General features: G+C 76.4%; 14 protein-coding genes. 4 read left to right on the top strand and 10 right to left on the bottom strand.

Annotated elements, in window-relative coordinates:
• Window positions 1–47 precede the first annotated feature (47 nt).
• From CP969_RS14480 to CP969_RS14465, 4 genes are all read right to left on the bottom strand, one after another.
• A complete protein-coding gene (locus tag CP969_RS14480; RefSeq protein ID WP_016826236.1) occupies window positions 48–1,019 on the bottom strand; it encodes an N-acetylglucosamine kinase in 972 nt (323 codons plus the stop codon).
• Window positions 1,010–2,275 (bottom strand): 6-phospho-beta-glucosidase, encoded by a 1,266-nt coding sequence (locus CP969_RS14475; RefSeq protein WP_004988017.1) that lies wholly within the window; start codon window positions 2,273–2,275, stop codon window positions 1,010–1,012. Before CP969_RS14475 ends, CP969_RS14480 begins: the two co-directional genes overlap by 10 nt.
• 67 nt (window positions 2,276–2,342) lie before the next feature.
• The gene (locus CP969_RS14470; RefSeq protein ID WP_109539973.1) at window positions 2,343–3,557 is read right to left on the bottom strand and encodes an ROK family transcriptional regulator; all 1,215 of its coding nucleotides are present in this window, start codon (window positions 3,555–3,557) and stop codon (window positions 2,343–2,345) included.
• 161 nt (window positions 3,558–3,718) lie between these two features.
• Window positions 3,719–4,810 carry a mechanosensitive ion channel family protein gene (locus tag CP969_RS14465; protein ID WP_004988021.1) on the bottom strand — a complete coding sequence of 364 codons (1,092 nt, stop codon included), beginning with the start codon at window positions 4,808–4,810 and terminating at the stop codon, window positions 3,719–3,721.
• Between the two features lie 307 nt (window positions 4,811–5,117).
• Here CP969_RS14465 and CP969_RS14460 point away from each other — a divergent pair, with 307 nt between their 5' ends.
• Window positions 5,118–5,654, top strand: coding sequence for an HNH endonuclease (locus tag CP969_RS14460; RefSeq protein WP_004988024.1), 537 nt, complete (start codon window positions 5,118–5,120; stop codon window positions 5,652–5,654).
• Window positions 5,655–5,776: 122 nt separating this feature from the next.
• On the opposite strand, the gene CP969_RS14455 is transcribed toward CP969_RS14460, so the two are convergent.
• Genes CP969_RS14455 through CP969_RS14430 form a run of 6 tightly spaced genes read right to left on the bottom strand, consistent with a single transcriptional unit; the run spans window position 5,777 to window position 13,138 of the window.
• Window positions 5,777–6,382 (bottom strand): hypothetical protein, encoded by a 606-nt coding sequence (locus tag CP969_RS14455; RefSeq protein WP_016826237.1) that lies wholly within the window; start codon window positions 6,380–6,382, stop codon window positions 5,777–5,779.
• A complete protein-coding gene (locus tag CP969_RS14450; RefSeq protein ID WP_016826238.1) occupies window positions 6,379–7,743 on the bottom strand; it encodes a hypothetical protein in 1,365 nt (454 codons plus the stop codon). The genes CP969_RS14455 and CP969_RS14450 overlap by 4 nt, the downstream gene beginning before the upstream one ends.
• Window positions 7,740–8,558 (bottom strand): ABC transporter ATP-binding protein, encoded by an 819-nt coding sequence (locus tag CP969_RS14445; protein WP_078495527.1) that lies wholly within the window; start codon window positions 8,556–8,558, stop codon window positions 7,740–7,742. Before CP969_RS14445 ends, CP969_RS14450 begins: the two co-directional genes overlap by 4 nt.
• A 59-nt stretch (window positions 8,559–8,617) precedes the next feature.
• The gene (locus CP969_RS14440) at window positions 8,618–9,595 is read right to left on the bottom strand and encodes a zf-HC2 domain-containing protein (RefSeq protein ID WP_150474931.1); all 978 of its coding nucleotides are present in this window, start codon (window positions 9,593–9,595) and stop codon (window positions 8,618–8,620) included.
• Window positions 9,592–10,218 (bottom strand): RNA polymerase sigma factor, encoded by a 627-nt coding sequence (locus CP969_RS14435; RefSeq protein ID WP_016826241.1) that lies wholly within the window; start codon window positions 10,216–10,218, stop codon window positions 9,592–9,594. Before CP969_RS14435 ends, CP969_RS14440 begins: the two co-directional genes overlap by 4 nt.
• Before the next feature lie 55 nt (window positions 10,219–10,273).
• Window positions 10,274–13,138, bottom strand: coding sequence for a beta-N-acetylglucosaminidase domain-containing protein (locus CP969_RS14430; protein WP_016826242.1), 2,865 nt, complete (start codon window positions 13,136–13,138; stop codon window positions 10,274–10,276).
• A gap of 352 nt (window positions 13,139–13,490) precedes the next feature.
• On the opposite strand from CP969_RS14430, the gene CP969_RS14425 reads away from it, so the two are divergent.
• From CP969_RS14425 to CP969_RS14415, 3 genes are all read left to right on the top strand, one after another.
• Window positions 13,491–13,799: a hypothetical protein gene (locus tag CP969_RS14425; RefSeq protein ID WP_004988035.1), complete on the top strand. Its 309-nt coding sequence runs from the start codon at window positions 13,491–13,493 to the stop codon at window positions 13,797–13,799.
• 1 nt (window position 13,800) lies between these two features.
• Entirely contained in the window at window positions 13,801–15,909 is a 2,109-nt protein-coding gene (gene malQ / locus CP969_RS14420; RefSeq protein ID WP_016826243.1) for a 4-alpha-glucanotransferase, read from the top strand.
• 68 nt (window positions 15,910–15,977) lie between these two features.
• Window positions 15,978–16,253 carry a hypothetical protein gene (locus tag CP969_RS14415; protein WP_026085182.1) on the top strand — a complete coding sequence of 92 codons (276 nt, stop codon included), beginning with the start codon at window positions 15,978–15,980 and terminating at the stop codon, window positions 16,251–16,253.
• Window positions 16,254–16,344 lie beyond the last annotated feature (91 nt).

Genomic DNA, 16,344 nt, shown 5'->3' with positions numbered 1-16,344 from the left:
ACGGGGCGGACGCCCCGCCCCGCCCCGGCCCACCGCTTGCGGGGCCGTCAGGTCCCGAAGTGCGCGCGCAGGCGGTGGTGGGACTCCGGCGGGGCCGCCAGGCGGTCGAGGCCCAGCAGGGCCGCGCCCAGCACCGGGGCGGCGGTGACGATCCGGGGGACCGCCCGGGGCGCCCGGTCGGCGAGGAGGGCGCGGACGCGGTCGACGAGCCGGGGGTGCCCGGCCGCCAGGACGCTGCCGCCCAGGAGGACGGGGGTCCGCTCGTCGAGGAGGCCGAGGCGGGTCAGGGCGACCGTGGCCATGGTGACGACCTCGTCGGCCTGGCGGTCGACGATCGCGCGGGCGACGGGGTCGCCGTCGGCCGCCGTGGCGAAGAGCACCGGGGTCAGTTCGTGGCGGCGGGACGAAGGGACACGGCGCAGGTGCAGGGCCTCGATGAGGGCCGGCATGTCGGGGAGGCCGAAGTGGGCCGGGAGGGCGCGGGCCAGGGCGGTGGGGGCGCCGCGGCCGTCCTGGGCGCGGGCCGCGTACCAGAGGGCCTCCTCGGCCAGGGCCCAACCGCCGCCCCAGTCGCCGGAGATGCGGCCGAGGGCCGGGAAGCGGGCGGTGCGGCCGTCGGGGTGCATGCCGACGCAGTTGATGCCCGCGCCGCAGACCACGGCCACGCCGCGGGGTTCGGTGACCCCGGCGCGCAGGACGGCGAAGGTGTCGTTGCGGACCTCGACGGTGGTGCCCCAGGCGCGGGTCTCCAGGGCCTCGGTGAGCTGCTGTTCCTCGACGGGGAGGTCCGCGTTGGCCAGGCAGGCCGAGACGTGGGCCACGGCGGGCGCGCCGGCGGCGGCGAGGGCCCGGGCGACGGTGGCGGCCAGGGCGGCCATCGCGGTGTCCAGGCCCACGGCGGGCGGGCGGAAGCCCTCGCCGCGGGCCGTGGCGAGGACCGTGCCGTCGGGGGCGACCACGGCCACGTCCGTCTTGCTGTTGCCGGCGTCGATGGCCAGGACGCCTGCGGTCAGGCCCACGTGAGGTACTCCCGGTTGTGTGCGATCAGGGTGTCGGCGAGGCGGTCGGCGTACTCGTACTGGGCGATCAGGGGGTGGGCGAGGAGGGCGCGCAGGACGCGGGTGCGGGAGCCGTGCAGGGCGGCTTCCAGCGCGAGGTCCTCGTACGCGGCGACGTTCGCCGTCAGACCCGCGAAGAGGGGGTCGAGGGGGGCCACCGGCAGCGGGACCGCGCCCTTCGGGCCGACGGCCGCCTGGACCTCGATCACCGCGTCGTCGGGGAGGAAGGGGAGGGTGCCGCGGTTGAGGGTGTTGACCACCTGGTGGGGGCTCCCGGCGCCGCGCAGGAGGGCGGCGGCGAGGTCCACCGCCGCCTCCGAGTAGTAGGCGCCGCCGCGTCGGGCCAGGAGGGCCGGTTTCTCGTCCAGGGCGGGGTCGGCGTAGAGGGCGAGCAGACGGCGTTCCATGTCGGCGACCTCGGCGGCCCGGGAGGGCTTGGCGCCCAGCTCCCGTACGACCTCGTCGTGGGCGTAGTAGTAGCGCAGGTAGTAGGAGGGGACGACGCCCAGGCGGTCCAGGAGGGCGCGGGGCAGACGCAGGTCGGCGGCGATCTCCTCGCCGTGCTCGGCGAGGAGGCGGGGGAGGACGTCCTCGCCCCCGGGGCCGCCGAGGCGTACCGCGGTCTCCCAGGTGAGGTGGTTCAGGCCCACGTGGTCCAGGTGGAGGCCGGCGGGGTCCGTGCCGAGGCGGGCGGCGAACTTGCGCTGGAGGCCGATGGCCACGTTGCACAGGCCCACCGCCTTGTGGCCGGCCCGGAGCAGGGCCCGGGTGACGATGCCCACGGGGTTGGTGAAGTCGATGATCCAGGCGTCGGGGTTGGCGCGGCGGACGCGGTCGGCGATGTCCAGGACGACCGGGACCGTGCGCAGCGCCTTGGCCAGGCCGCCGGCCCCGGTGGTCTCCTGGCCCACGCAGCCGCACTCCAGGGGCCAGGTCTCGTCCTGCAGCCGGGCCGCCTGGCCGCCCACGCGCAGTTGGAGGAGGACCGCGTCGGCGCCGTCCACCGCCGCGTCCAGGTCGGCGGTGGCGGTGATCCGGCCGGGATGGCCCCGGCGGGCGAAGATGCGGCGGGACAGGGGGGCGATCAGGTCCAGGCGGTCCGTCGCCGGGTCGGTGAGGACCAGCTCGGTGAGGGGGAGCGTGTCGCTCAGGCGGGCGAAGCCGTCGATCAGTTCGGGCGTGTAGGTCGAACCTCCGCCGACGACGGTGAGTTTCATGTCCTTCCCTCTCCTCGGATGGGTGTGCTGTCCCCGCCGCCGTGCGGCCGGCGCGGCGGCGGGCCGGTCAGCGGGAGGTGTCGAAGACCTCGTCGCGGGTGGCCGCCAGCGCGCTCTCCAGCGCGCCGCGCAGCACGGGGTCCTCGCGGACGCCGCCCAGGACCAGGCGCGGGCGGGGCGCGGCCAGCTCCGCCAGTTCGGCCTGGACCAGGGCGCGCAGCACCTCGCCGCCGGAGGTGAGGCCGGTGCCGCTCAGGACGACGAGTGCGGGGTCGAGGACGCAGACGAGGGAGGCCAGGCCGGTGGCCAGGCGGGTGGCGTAGGTCCGCAGGAGCCGGTGGTGGACCTCGTCGTCGGGGGCCGCGGCGGCGCGTGCGAGGAGGGCGGCGGCCACCTCGGCGGGCGGGCCCTGCGGGACGTCCGCCATGCCGAGGTCCCGGGCCAGCGCCGGGACGGCCCGGGAGCCGGCCAGTTCCTGGTAGCCGCCGCTGCCCGCCCGGGCGACCCGGCGGGCCAGGGGCGTGCCCGGCACCGGCAGGAAGCCGACCTCGCCCGCGCCGCCGGTGGAGCCCCGGTGCAGCCGCCCGCCGAGCACCAGGGCGGCGCCCAGGCCCTCCTGGTTCCAGAGCAGGACGAAGTCGGCGTGGTCCCGGGCCGCTCCCCGGCGCTGCTCGGCGAGGGCGACCAGGTTGACGTCGTTCTCGTACGCGCACGGCACCGGCAGCGCGGCGGCGAGTTCGTCGAGCAGCGCCGGGGAGTGCCAGCCGGGCAGGTGGGAGGCGTAGCGCAGGCGCCCGGTGTGCGGGTCGAAGGCGCCCGGGGTGCCGATGACCAGGCGGTGGAGGTCGGCGCGGGACAGTCCCGCCGCCCGCACCGCGCCGTCCAGGGCGTCGGTGACCTGCCGGACGACGGGGGTGCCGCAGCGGCGGCCGGGGGCGGGCAGCTCGTGGCGGCCGACCGTGCGGCCGGTGAGGTCGGCGACGGCGGCGCGGATCCGCCCGCGGGTGACGTCGAGCCCGGCGACGTGGGCGGCGGCCGGGTTGATCCCGTACAACCGGGCGCCCGGGCCGGGACGGCCCTCGGTGGTGCCGGTGGCCAGGACCAGTCCGGCGGCCTCCAGGCGGGCCAGGAGCTGGGAGGCGGTCGGTTTGGACAGTCCGGTGAGCCGGCCGATCCGGGTGCGCGACAGCGGCCCGTGCTCCAGCAGGAGGTCCAGGGCGGCGCGGTCGTTCATGGCGCGCAGCACGCGCGGGGTGCCCGGTGTACCAGCGGTTCCTGCCACGGGGTGCGGCACCCGGCCTCCTGCGCGCGTCGGCGACTGTTAGGAAGGTTTCCTTTCCCGCGGGGGAACGTAGGCCCGTGCCGGGGAGGCGTCAAGGGGGTGGCACGCGGGAGGGGCGGGACCCGGAAGCGCTGCCGGGTCCCGCCCCTCCCGCGGGGCGGTCACTTGGTGATGTTCGGCGGGGGCAGCGGGGACGCGGCCATCGACTGCGGGGAGACCGTGCTCGCGTAGGCGGAGGGGGGAGCGACACCCGCCGTCGGGTCGGGGGCGGACGCCTCCACGTCCTCCGCGGCGGTGGCGCCGCCGACGATGCGGATGCCGGCCGCGTCGAGGGCGCGCTTGATGCGCCAGCGCAGCTCGCGCTCCACGGTCAGGGACTTGCCGGGCATCGTCTTCGCGGAGACGCGGACCACCATCGAGTCCAGCAGCACCGAGTCCAGGCCGAGGACCTCGACCGGGCTCCACAGGAACTCGTTCCAGGGCTCCTCCTTGCTGGTCCGCTCGGCGACCTCGACGAGGACGGCCTTCACCTCGTCCAGGTCCTCGTCCGCGCGGACCGTGACGTCCACGTTGGCCGTCGCCCAGCCCTGGGAGAGGTTGCCTATGCGCTTGACCTCGCCGTTGCGGACGTACCAGATCTCGCCGTCGGCGCCGCGCAGCTTGGTCACCCGCAGCCCGACCTCGATGACCTCGCCGGAGGCCACGCCCGCGTCGATGGTGTCACCGACGCCGTACTGGTCCTCCAGGATCATGAAGACGCCGGAGAGGAAGTCCGTCACCAGGTTGCGCGCGCCGAAACCGATCGCCACGCCGGCGACACCGGCCGAGGCCAGCAGCGGGGCCAGGTTGATCTGGAAGGTGCCCAGCACCATCAGCGCGGCCGTGCCCAGGATCAGGAAGGACGCCACCGAGCGCAGCACCGAGCCGATCGCCTGCGAGCGCTGGCGCCGCCGCTCGGCGTTGACCAGCAGCCCGCCGAGCCCGCCGCCGTCCATGGCCTGGCCGGTCCTCGACATGCGGTCGACGAGCTTGGTGATCGCCCGCCGCACCACCACTCTCAGCACCGCCGCGATCACCACGATCAGCAGGACCCGGAGCCCTATCGCGAGCCACGTCGACCAGTTCTCCTCCACCCAGCCGGCGGCGTTGCTCGCGCTCTCCTGGGCGTCCTGGAGCGAGGGCACACGCGGTGTCTGGGAATCCGAGGGGGTGGGCGACGGGCCGTCGGCCGACAGGACGGCGGACAAGGACACGACAGGTACCTCCAAGTGCACGATCTGCCCCCCGGTGCGGCGGTCAAGGTCACGGGAAGGTCACCGGCACGGACAGGGTCACCACACTAACGGGGCATTGTGGGGGGATCCGCGTGATCTGTGAAGAAGAGACGGTCCTCACCCGCGCTTGAACAGGCCATGATCCTGGGGAGGAATCCGGATGTGGTCGAAAACACTCCCAGCCCGTTACCGGGACATGGTGGCGCGTCCACCAGGCAGGAGAGGAAACTGACTACGGATCGTCCCGGCGCGAGCCACGCGCCGCCGGCGTACAAGGAGGCCGTCCGTGCCGCATGTCCTGGTCCTCAACGCGTCGTACGAGCCGCTCGGCGTCGTACCGCTCCGCCGCGCGCTGGTGCTCGTCCTCGAGAACAAGGCAGTCTGCCTCGAGGAGTCCGGCGCCTATCTGCACAGTGCCACCGTCACCGTCCCCGCACCCAGCGTGGTCCGGCTCAAACGTTTCGTGCGGGTCCCCTACCGGGGCCCCGTACCGCTGACCCGTCGGGCGCTGTTCGCCCGCGACGGGGGCCGGTGCATGTACTGCGGTGGCGTCGCGACCAGCGTCGACCACGTCATCCCGCGCAGCCGCGGGGGCAAGCACGTCTGGGACAACGTGGTGGCCTCCTGCCGCCGCTGCAACCACGTGAAGGCCGACCGGCACCTGTTCGAACTGGGCTGGCGGCTGCGCCACAAACCCGCTCCGCCCACCGGTCTGGCCTGGCGCATCATCGGCACCGGCCATAGGGACCCGCGCTGGCTGCCGTACCTGCAGCCGTACGGCGCGGCCGACGCCCTGGCCCGGATCGACGGCATCTCCGCCTGACGAGGATCCGGGCCTCCGTACGTCCACGGGGGCGCGCCGGCCCTCACCCGTCCGGCCCCGGGGGAACCCCCGTTCCCCCCGGGGTCGGGCGGGCCGTGGCGGGCGCCCGCGCGGCGCGTGGGTCAGGCGTGCCGTCCCTCGGGCCGCGCTCCGCGTGCCACGTACAGCGCCGCACCCGCCGCCAGGAGCACGGCGGCGGTCACCCAGGCGATGTGCTGCCCGGCCGGCTGCACCGGCCACGCCCAGACCGGGACCAGCCGGTCCCGCGCGTTCGCGGACCCCACGTACACGGCGCTGACGTAACCGAAGACCGGCAGCCAGCTCAGCCGGGCCCCCAGCAGGGCGGCCGCGCCGGCGCCGAGGCCCGCGCACCCCAGGGTGTTGCGGACCATGGCCGCGGGACCGAACGGGGAAGGGTGCCCGTACACGGTCGCCGCCAGCAGCACCGCGGCGCAGCCGGTCAGCGCCGTCAGGTGGACCAGGCGCCTGCGCCACCAGGGGCGCACGGCGGTGCGGTCCAGTTCGTCGGACGCGCTGTGCAGGCTCGTGCCGATCACCGCCGCCGCGAACAACGGGGCCAGCGCGACGACCGGGACCTGTCGGGACGGGTCCAGGTACGCGTTCAGGTTCCGGGTGCCCAGGGCGGCGAGCACGGCGGTCGCGCCGAGCACGAGCACGGTGTGCGGCAGGGCGCGCGAGCGGGCGTACAGCAGGAGACCGCGGGTCACAGGGCCGGCACCCCTTCCGCGCCGCACGCGTCCCGCGTCGCGAAGTACGCCGACAGCCACGCGCGGCGCTCCCCGTCGCCCATCGACGCCAGGCGCTCGCGCGTCGCGAGCTCCGCCTCGAGTTCGGCGCGCGCGGTCGCACTCGACCGCGCCCGCCGGGCGTCGTCCTCGTCGAAGTGCCGCTGCAGCGGACTGGGGGCCAGGTAGTGCCTCACGGCCTCGTCCGTCCTGGCCACCCGCGGCGCCAGTTCCTCGCACTCCCCGCGGCCCTGCAACGTCACTCCCGCCGCCCACGCGTACTCCTCGGGGTCGGTGAGCCGTCCCCGTACGACGGTCCAGCCGATCGGTGTGATCATCGGCAGCTCCACCTCGTCCGGCCCCGGCGGGCCCGGCCGGTCCTCGAAGCGCACCGGCAGGTTCTCCACGCCCTCCAGGCGGTCGGTCAGCCCGGACAGGGCGTCGGTGACCTGGGGGAGCAGGCCCTGGTAGCGGGCGTTCACGCAGATCTGCGGGGTGGTGGAGGTGTCGCACACCTGGCGCCGGGCGAGCGGTGCGGTGGGCCACAGGCCGTCGCCGGTCTGGACGAGCAGCGTGCCGGCCGCGGTCGCGGCCACCAGCGGCAGCAGGGCGACCGCACGGCGGCGCGCGGTGTACGCGAGGACCGCGGCGGCCGCGAGACCGCCCGTCCACACCACCATCGTCGGGGGCTGCCACCACACCGGTGCGGAGGCGGACGGGACGGTGGTGAAGGGCGCCAGGTGTCGGACGGATCCGTGGTCGCCGTACCCGGTGACGCCGAGGACGACGTACCCGGTCGCCGCCAGCAGCGGTGCCGCCGGCCGCCAGGCCACCAGGCGGCCCACGACCTGGCCGGCCAGTGCGGCGGACGCCAGGACGAGGGCGTCCGCGAGCGGTGTGCCGAGGTGGGGCCGGTCCCCCGTGGCGCAGTACCAGGTGGCGAGGAACGCCAGCGCGGTCGCGACGGCGTAGCCGGCGACCAGCCACAGCGCGACCGGCAGGGCCGACGCGAGGAACACCGCCGTCCGGCCGCGCACGGCCACCGCCAGCGTCTCCTGCGTCCCGCGCCGGCGTTCCCGGCCGCCCTGCCAGCAGCCGGCCGCCAGGGCCAGTGGAACGCCGAGCAGGATCGCCACCGCGTGCACTTCGTCGCGGGTCTCCGCCCAGCCGCCCTGCCACTGCCCCGACCCGGCCGCCAGCGCCGCCGTGAGCACGAGCAGCATCGCCGCTCCGGCCCAGGGGGCGAAACCGCGCACGGCCTCCGCCCGCAGCGGGTGCCGGGCGAGGGGCGGGCGCGGCGGCACACCGTGTTCCCGGGGTGCCCGTTCCGTCAGGGGGGTCATCGGGCCGTCCCCCCGGAAGCCGACGGCCGGTCCGTCCGAGCGGCGGGCTCCGTCCGAGTGGTGGATTCCGTCCGTTCGTCCGGCGCGCGGTGTGCCCGCAGCGCCGCCGTGTAGCCGCGCTCGATCGGGTGGTCGCCGGGGCCGCCCGCCGACTCGCCGAGCGCGGCGAGCGACGCGGGCGTCCCCCGGTAGGCGATCCGGCCCGCGTCGACCAGGGTGACCTCCGTGCAGGCCGCCGCCACGTCCTCCACCAGGTGGGTGGAGACGACGACGGTGGACGAGGCGCCCAGTTCGCGCAGCAGTTCACGGAACTCCACGCGCTGCTCCGGGTCCAGGCCGGCGGTCGGCTCGTCGAGGAGCAGTACCCGCGGGTCGTTCACCACGGCCTGCGCGATGCCGACCCGGCGGACCATGCCGCCGGACAGGCCGCGCACCTTCGCGTCGATGCGGTCGGCCAGGCCGACGCGGGCGACGGCCCGCTCGACCGCGGCCGGGACGCGGTCCGCGGGCATCTCCTTCAGCCAGGCCACGTACGCGACGAACTCCCGCACCGTGAAGCCCGGGTAGTAGCCGAAGTCCTGCGGCAGGTAGCCGAGGTGCCGGCGGACCGCGCCGCGCCGCCGGTGGTCGCCGATGTCGTGGCCGAGGATCTCCACCCGGCCGCCGGCCGGTTCGGCGACCGTGGCGAGGACGCGGATCAGCGAGGTCTTGCCGGCGCCGTTCGGGCCGAGCAGACCGTGCACCCCGGTGCCGAAGTCCAGGTCCACCGAGTCCAGGGCGACGGTTCTGCGGTGCCGGACGCGCAGGCCGGTGATCCGGATCGCGGCGGCCGGTGTTCCGGGCGCGGGACGGGGCGCGGTGTACGGAGCCGTGTTCAACTCTTCTCCAGGAAGTGGAAGGCGGGGCGGCGCGCGGCCAGCAGGGCGGCGCACAGGACGGCCGCGGCCGCCCAGCCGCCCTGCGCCGGGGCGCCGTCGAGGTACCGGGACAGCCGTTCGCCCAGCTCGTCGGTGAGCCCGCCCGGTGCGGTGAGCACCGGGCCGAGGACGGCGCACAGCCAGCCGCCGCCGGTCACGGCCGTGGCGGTGCGCAGGCCGACGTATCCGGCGAGGGCCAGCGAGGCCAGGGTCAGCGCGAGACCGGGCAGCAGCCAGGCGGCCGCGTTCGGGGCGTCCGCGGACGGCAGCAGCGCCCCGGCGAGGGTCAGCAGCGGCAGGCTCACCGCCAGCACGGCGGCCGTGCGCGTCAGGACCAGCCGCAGCCCGGCCGACGGCGTGGCCGCGGTGATCTCGTGCATCGGGTCGGCGTGCGGTCCGTAGGACAGAGCGACCCCGGCGACCGGTACGACCGGGGCGAGGGCCAGCAGCCAGGGCCGCGCGTTCGCGATGCCGCCCCCGTGGGCGAGCGCGACGGCGCCGACGGCGACGAGCAGCACGGCCGGCAGCCAGGCCCCGCGCACGGCCGGTCCCAGGGCCCACAGCAGGCGCACGGCGCCCGGGCCGGCGGACGGCCACCGGTACACGCGCGGCCGGGTCCGGACCGGGGATCCGGCGGGGCGCGCGGGATCCGGCGCCCCGGGAACCGGACCGTGCGCCGGCGGGACCGCCGCCCCGCCCGCCGGTGCCGCCTCGGGGACCCGGGCCGGGACCGCCCCGCGGACGTCGGCCAGGATCTTCTCGCGGATGCCGTCCAGCACCGGGCCCGCCGCCGTCGCGCGCACCGCCCGCGAGACCCGCAGCGCGCAACCGCCGCAGGACTCCAGGTGCTTCTCCAGCGACCACGCGTCCGCCTCCGGCAGACAGCCGTCGGCGTAACGGGCGACGAGGTGGTCGGACGCGTGCCAGCCGGTCATGCCGGACCTCCCATCGGTGACGGGCTCAGCTGCGCGAGCGCCGCGCGGAGTTCGGCGCGGGCGCGCATCGCCCGGGACTTGACGGTCCCCTCGGGGATGCCCAGCAGCCGCGCGGCCTCCCGGGTGCTCAGCCCGTCGACGACCGTGGCGCGCAGCACCTCGCGCAGCTCGGGCGAGAGCCGGTCGAGGGCGGTGCCCACGTCCCCGTACTCCAGGCCCGCCAGCACCCGGTCCTCGGCGGACGGCGACGCGGCCCCGGCCGCCGGACGGCCGTCCCACGCCTCCTCCATCGGCGCCGTGCGCAGCCGCGCGGCCCGCTCCTGCGCCCGGTAGGTGTCGACCAGGCGCCGCGCGGCGATGGTCCACAGCCAGCCGCCGGCCTGCTCGCCGCGGTGCGCGCCCGCCGACCGCCACACCGTGACGAACGTGTCCTGGAGCACCTCCCGCACGGTCTCGGGGTCGGCGCAGCGCCGGCTCAGCCGGGCGTACAGCCATCCCGCGTGCCGGTCGTACAACGCGGCCATCGCCGCCGGGTCCCCGCCCGCGACGGCCCTCAGCAGAGCCGCGTCGGAGTCCTCCCCGTCCTTCTCCCGGTGGCCCCCCACGGGGCGGAACAGTCTCACACCCCGTCTATCGGCGGCTCCGGGGTCGCCGGTTCACGGCGGCGGCCGGGACGGGTCAGTCCGCGACCGCGTACGCCTCCACCGACCACAGCGAGTACCCGTACCGGGTGGCCCGCTTCTCGCCCTGGACGCGGATGTGGCGCACCTCCGGCTCGTCCATGCGGACGGTCTCCCGGCCGCCGCGCCCGTCCCGCACCGTCGCCGCGGTGCGCCAGGTGCGGCCGTCCGCCGAGACCTCGACGCGGTACGCCGACGGGTGCGCGTCCTGCCAGTGCAGCTCCACCTTCCCGAGCCGCACCGGACGTTCCAGCTCCACCTGCCACCAGGAGTCGTCCTCGGCCGGGGAGGACCAGCGGGTGGCCGGGTCGCCGTCGTTCGCCGCCGGGGCCGGGAAGTCGGGGGTCTCGTCGGCCGAGGAGCTCGCCCGGCCGGTGCGGGCCAGGTCGGGGCCCCCGATGCGCGGGACGGCGTGGACGGTCAGCGTGCGGCTTACCCCGCCGAAGCCGAACCGGACCTCGTACGACCGGGCCGGCGCGCCCGGTTCCACGGTCACCTCGACCGGTACCTCCAGCGGCGTGCCGCGCGGCACGGTCAGCGCTCCGGCGGGGACCTCGACCCGCAGGCCCTCGGGGGCGTCGACGGTCAGCCTGCCGCGCACCTCGCCGGGGCGCAGCGAGCCGAGGGTGGCCGTCAGCCGCCGGGTGCCGCCGATGTCGGCGTCCGCACGGCTCTCGGACAGCTCCAGGGAGGCGGCGGCCGTGTCCGCGTACCAGGGGATCAGGTGCCGGACCCGGTCCGGGTCGGCGCCGGTGACCCGGACGGCGTCGGCCGGCCCGTCGGCCCGCAGTTCGGTGGCGCCCGTGCCGGACAGCGCGCCGAGGCCGCGCCAGCCCTCGCCCGGTACGTGCATCTCCACCGTGCCCCGCGTGCCGGGCTCGGCGAGCACCGTCACGGAGTTCAGGGAGCGGGCCCGATCGAGGCGCAGGGTGCGTCCGCCGGCCGGGTCGCCGGAGGGCGCGGACGGCTCGCGGTCGATGCCGGCCCAGCTCTCGTACGCCTTCTGCGCCCGGCTCAGGAACGGGTCCAGCACGCCCTCGCCGACCGTCACCCGCGTGGACTCCAGCCGCGCCCGCTGCTCGCCCAGCTTCCGGTACGCCGTCCAGGCGGCGCCCGCGTCCCCGGCCCGCTGGGCGTCCAGCAGGTCCAGGGCCGTGAGGCCGGCGTCGCCGTAGCGGGCCAGTTGCCCGGTCCAGGGGGCGACCTCGACCGCGAGCGCGGTGCCGGACAGCCGCCCGGGCGTCTCGCGCAGCAGCGTGAAGGCGTCCCGCAGCCGGCCGGCCGCCCCGGTTCCGTCCTCGCCGCGGGCGCGGGTCCGCCAGAAGTCCTCCAGCAGCGGGCGCAGGTACGCCGACTCCTCGCCGCCCAGGACCGAGGACGCGGCGTTCCCCGCGAGCGCGGTCAGGGCCCGGCGGCGCTCGTCGTCACCGCCGGCGAGGTCGGCGATCGCGGCCCGCCAGGACTCCCGGGGCCGGTAGTCGCGCGGGTTCCAGGCGAAGTCGGCGGCGGTGAACAGCGGTATGCGGGACGCCTCGGGCTGCTCCATCGCGTTGGCGAGCAGGGCGGCCGAGCCCGCGGCGACGGCCGGTTCGCGGCCCTGGTAGGGGCCCAGGAAGATCCGGCCGGGGGCGTAGTCGTTCACCGGGTAGTTGTCCATGGTCACCAGCGGGTGCCCGAACACCTTCCGCGCCTCGGCGAGCTGGCCGCCCGTGATGGTGCGCGGCACCACCCCGACGCCGGTCCACGCCACCTCGATGCCCGCGTCCAGTTCCTTCGCGAGGGCGCGCCGGTAGGCGGTCGAGCCGTCCTCGTAGTACTCGGTGGGCATCAGGGACAGGGCGGGGGAGTCCGGGTGGCGTTCCGCCAGGTGCCGGGCCACCGCGTTCGCCACGTGCGCCTGGGCGCGGGCGGCGGCCCCGGGGCCGGAGCCGAACCGGTCGGCGTCCGCCCCGCAGTGCCACTCGCTGTAGCTGACGTCCTGGAACTGGAGCTGGAAGGCGCGGAAGCCCAGCGCCCGCATCGCGTCGAGCTTGCGGGTCAGCGCGCGCACGTCGGCGTCCGAGGCGAAGCACATCGCCTGGCCCGGCGCCACCGCCCAGCCGAGCGTGACGTGGTTGCGCCCGGCCCGCTCGGCCAGCTCCCGGAACTGCGCGCGCCGTTCGGCCGGGTACGGCTCGCGCCAGCGGGCCTGCCGGTGGAGGTCGTCGCCGGGCGCGTAGAGGTAGCGGTTCTGCTTGGTGCGGCCCATGAAGTCCAGCTGGTCCAGCCGCTGCCGGTGCGTCCACGGGGTGCCGTAGAAGCCCTCGGTGATGCCGCGCACGGCGGTGCCCGGCCAGTCCCGGACGACCGCCGCGGTGAGGCGGCCGTCCGGGCGCAGGAGCTGACGCAACGTCTGCACGGCGTGGAACAGGCCGGCCGCGTCCGCCCCGGTGAGGGAGACGGTGTCCTGACCGGTGGTGAGCGCGTAGCCGCCGGCGGGAAGGGCGTCCTGGGGGTCGCCGGTGGGGCGTTCCGTGGCCACGCGCACCACGAGCGCCCCCTCGGGCGCCGGTGCGCCGGGGTCGGTGAACCGGCGTGCTCCGGCCTGCCGCAGCAGCGCGCGCAGCGCGTCGAGGGCGTGCGCGTCGGCCGTGGCCTCCGCGCGCAGGGCGACCTCCTCGGTCACCGCGACCGGGGCGCCGTTCGCGCGCAGGGAGTGCGGGCGCGGCCACACGGACAGGTCCGCCCCGGCCGTGTCGGGGACGGGCGACGCGGTCGTGCCGGGCGCGGGCGGCGCCGCCACGGAGACGGGCGCGGCGCCCAGGGTCCCGGCGACGACGGCGAACGCGAGGGCGGCCGCCCTTCTCCCACGCCCCAGCTGCACAGCCCCTCCTCGTCGCCCGAACCCGATTGCCCGACGAGCCCCGACGGCCGCCGGACCCGAGGGCCCAGGCCGTGTCCTATCCGTTACCGAGAAATCCAGAGCCCACCACTCCTGCGGTGAACGTGTCAATGAGAGTGGCCGTTGTGGCGCATTTGTCCCACGGTGGAGTGAGGGGACGAGGAGAGAGTGTGACCAGGAGCACGTTGTGCGCGTTCCTGCGTCTGGCCTCGCATCCGCTGGGTAGGGCTGCGGGATGACCCGTCACCGCCCTTGAGAACGCACGAACGACCCGCACCGACGACCCGTACGGCGCCCGCGCGACCCGCGGGACCGCGCTCGACGAGGAGAACCTGTGGCTGCACCGGCCCGCGTACCGTCCCCGGCCCTGTCCAAACCCGCGGCAGAGCCCTTCTTCCGGCCCGAGGACCTGCCCGGCACCCTGCCCGAGGACCTGCCCGAAGGCCACCACCTCTGCGTCTTCAGCGCCGAGGGCCCCTGCACCGAGACCCCGCTCACCAGCGAGCCCCCGCTGCCCGACGCCGAACCCCTCACCAGCGAGCCCCCGCTCGCCGACGCCGCCCCCCTGACCAGCGAGTCCGACGCCGCCACGGACCCCTCGGGACTCGCCTTCCTCCCGACCCAGTACCGCCCGGAGCCCTAGGGTGAGCGCGCCCCGGCCGGCCGAGCCCCCCACCGAGGACCTCTCCCGGCTCGCCGCCCTGCACGGCGTCGCCACCTCCTACCGCCCCTCCCCGGACCGCACGGTCGCGGCCTCGGCCACCGCCGTCACGCGCGCGCTGGCCGCCCTCGGCGTGGACGCGAGCACCCCCGGGGCCGTCCGCGCCGCGCTCACCGCCGCGCGACGGGAACGGGACGAGCGGCTGCTGCCCCCCACCGTGGTCGGCTGGGGCACGGCCGCCCCGGCCGCGCTCGCCGCGCTCCCCGAGGGCACCCGGCTGGGCGTGCGCACCGAACAGGGCGAGACCCGCGCGTCGGCCGAGCACCTCCCGCCCGGGGTGCACGAGGTGACCGCCACCGCCCCCGACGGCCGCACCGCACGCGCCCACCTGATCGTCGCCCCGCCCCGGCTGCCCGCGCCCCCGGGGCGCTCCCACGGACTCCTGGTCCAGCTCTACTCCCTCCTCTCCCACCGCTCCTGGGGCATGGGCGACCTCGGTGACCTCGGCGAGCTCGCCGGCTGGGCGGGCCGCGTCCTCGGCGCCGGATTCATCCAGGTCAACCCCCTGCACGCGGCCGTCCCCGGCCCCCCGACCGACCCCTCCCCGTACCGCCCCTCCTCGCGCCGCTTCCCCGACCCGGTCCACCTGCGGGTCGAGGACGTCCCCGAGTTCGGTCACGTCGAGGACCGCGACCGCGTGCGCGCCCTGCTGGAGCGGGCCGGGCGGCTGCGCGAGGCGGTGCTGGACCGGGGCGCGCTGATCGACCGGGACGCCGTGTGGGAGGTCAAGCGCGAGGCGCTGGAACTGGTGCTCGCGGTCCCCCTCGGGCCCGGCCGGCACGCCGCCCACCGCGACTTCCTCGCCGCACAGGGCCGGGCCCTGGAGGACCACGCCACCTGGTGCGCGCTCGCCGAGGTCCACGGCGCCGACTGGCACCGGTGGCCCGCCGCCCTGCGCGACCCCCGCTCACCGGAGACCGCCCGCGCCCGGCGCGAGCTGGCGGACCGCGTCGACTTCCATTCCCGCCTCGCCTGGCTCACCGACGCCCAGCTCACCGCCGCCCAGCGCACCGCGCGCGAGGCCGGGATGCCGGTCGGGATCGTGCACGACCTCGCCGTCGGCGTGCACCCCGGCGGGGCCGACGCCTGGGCGCAGCAGGAGTACTTCGCGGCCGGCATGTCCGTCGGCGCGCCCCCGGACGCCTTCAACGCCCGCGGCCAGGACTGGGGCCTGCCGCCCTGGCGCCCGGACCGGCTCGCCGAATCCGGCTACGCCCCCTTTCGCGCCCTGCTCCAGGCCCTCTTCCGGTACGCGGGCGCCCTGCGCATCGACCACGTCATGGGCCTGTTCCGGCTCTGGTGGGTGCCCGAGGGCCGCCCGCCCACCGAGGGCACCTACGTCCACTACGACGCCGAGGCCATGCTCGCCGTGCTCGTCCTGGAGGCCTCCCGGGCCGGGGCGGTGGTGATCGGCGAGGACCTGGGCACGGTCGAGCCCGGGGTGCGCGAGACACTGCGCGAACGCGGGGTGTACGGCACCTCGGTGCTCTGGTTCGAGCGGGACTGGGAGGGCGACGGCCGCCCGCTGCCGCCGGAGCGCTGGCGCGCCGACTGCCTGGCCACCGCCACCACCCACGACCTGCCGCCCACCGCGGCCCGCCTCACCGGCGAGCACGTCGACCTCCGGGCCGGCCTGGGCCTGCTCACCCGCCCCGCGGCCGAGGAACGCGCCGAGGCCGCCGCCGACACGGCGGAGTGGCTGGAGCTGTTCACCCGGCTCGGACTGCTGCCGGACGCCGCCACCTCGGAGGAGGAGCGGATCCGGGCCGTCCACCGCTTCCTGCTGCGCACCCCGGCCCGCCTGATCGGCGTCTGGCTCCCCGACGGCGTGGGCGACCGCCGCCCGCAGAACCTCCCCGGCACCTGGGACCAGTACCCGAACTGGCGCCTGCCGATCGCCGACGCCGAGGGCCGCCCGGTGACCCTGGAGGACCTGGCGGCGTCCCCGAGGCTGCGGGCGCTGATCGAGGTGCTGCGGACGGACACCGCCGGGCACGGGGCACGAGGAAGGGATGAGGAAGGGATGAGGTGAGCATGCCGAAACTCTCGTACGGCACCCCGGACGCGCGCCCCCGACCGGCGTTCGCTACCTTTTGCACCGTGGACAAGAAGAACGCCCTGCGCGCCGGCGCCCTGGCAGCCGGTACGACGCTGATGATGCTGCTCATGACGTCCCCCGCGCTCGCGCTCACCCGTGACGACGGTGACGACCCCGGCACGGGCCTGAGCGTCGTCGAGACGCTGGGCCTCTTCGTCGTGGCCCCGATCGCGCTGTTCGGGATCATCACCGCCCTGGTGATGGTCACCGACAAGACGCACAAGAAGAAGGACACGACCAGCTCCAACATCCAGATCAAGGCCGACGCCAAGGCCTGACCGGTCCGGGGCCCCGACGGGCCGCCCGCGCACCTTCCCGGGGGCGCCGCCCCGGTGCACGTACGCACAGACCGCCGTACGTGCACCGGGG

It is taken from the genome of Streptomyces viridosporus T7A, assembly GCF_008704515.1.
GTDB classification, from domain to species: domain Bacteria; phylum Actinomycetota; class Actinomycetes; order Streptomycetales; family Streptomycetaceae; genus Streptomyces; species Streptomyces viridosporus.
This window is presented reverse-complemented; position numbering and strand designations above follow the sequence as displayed.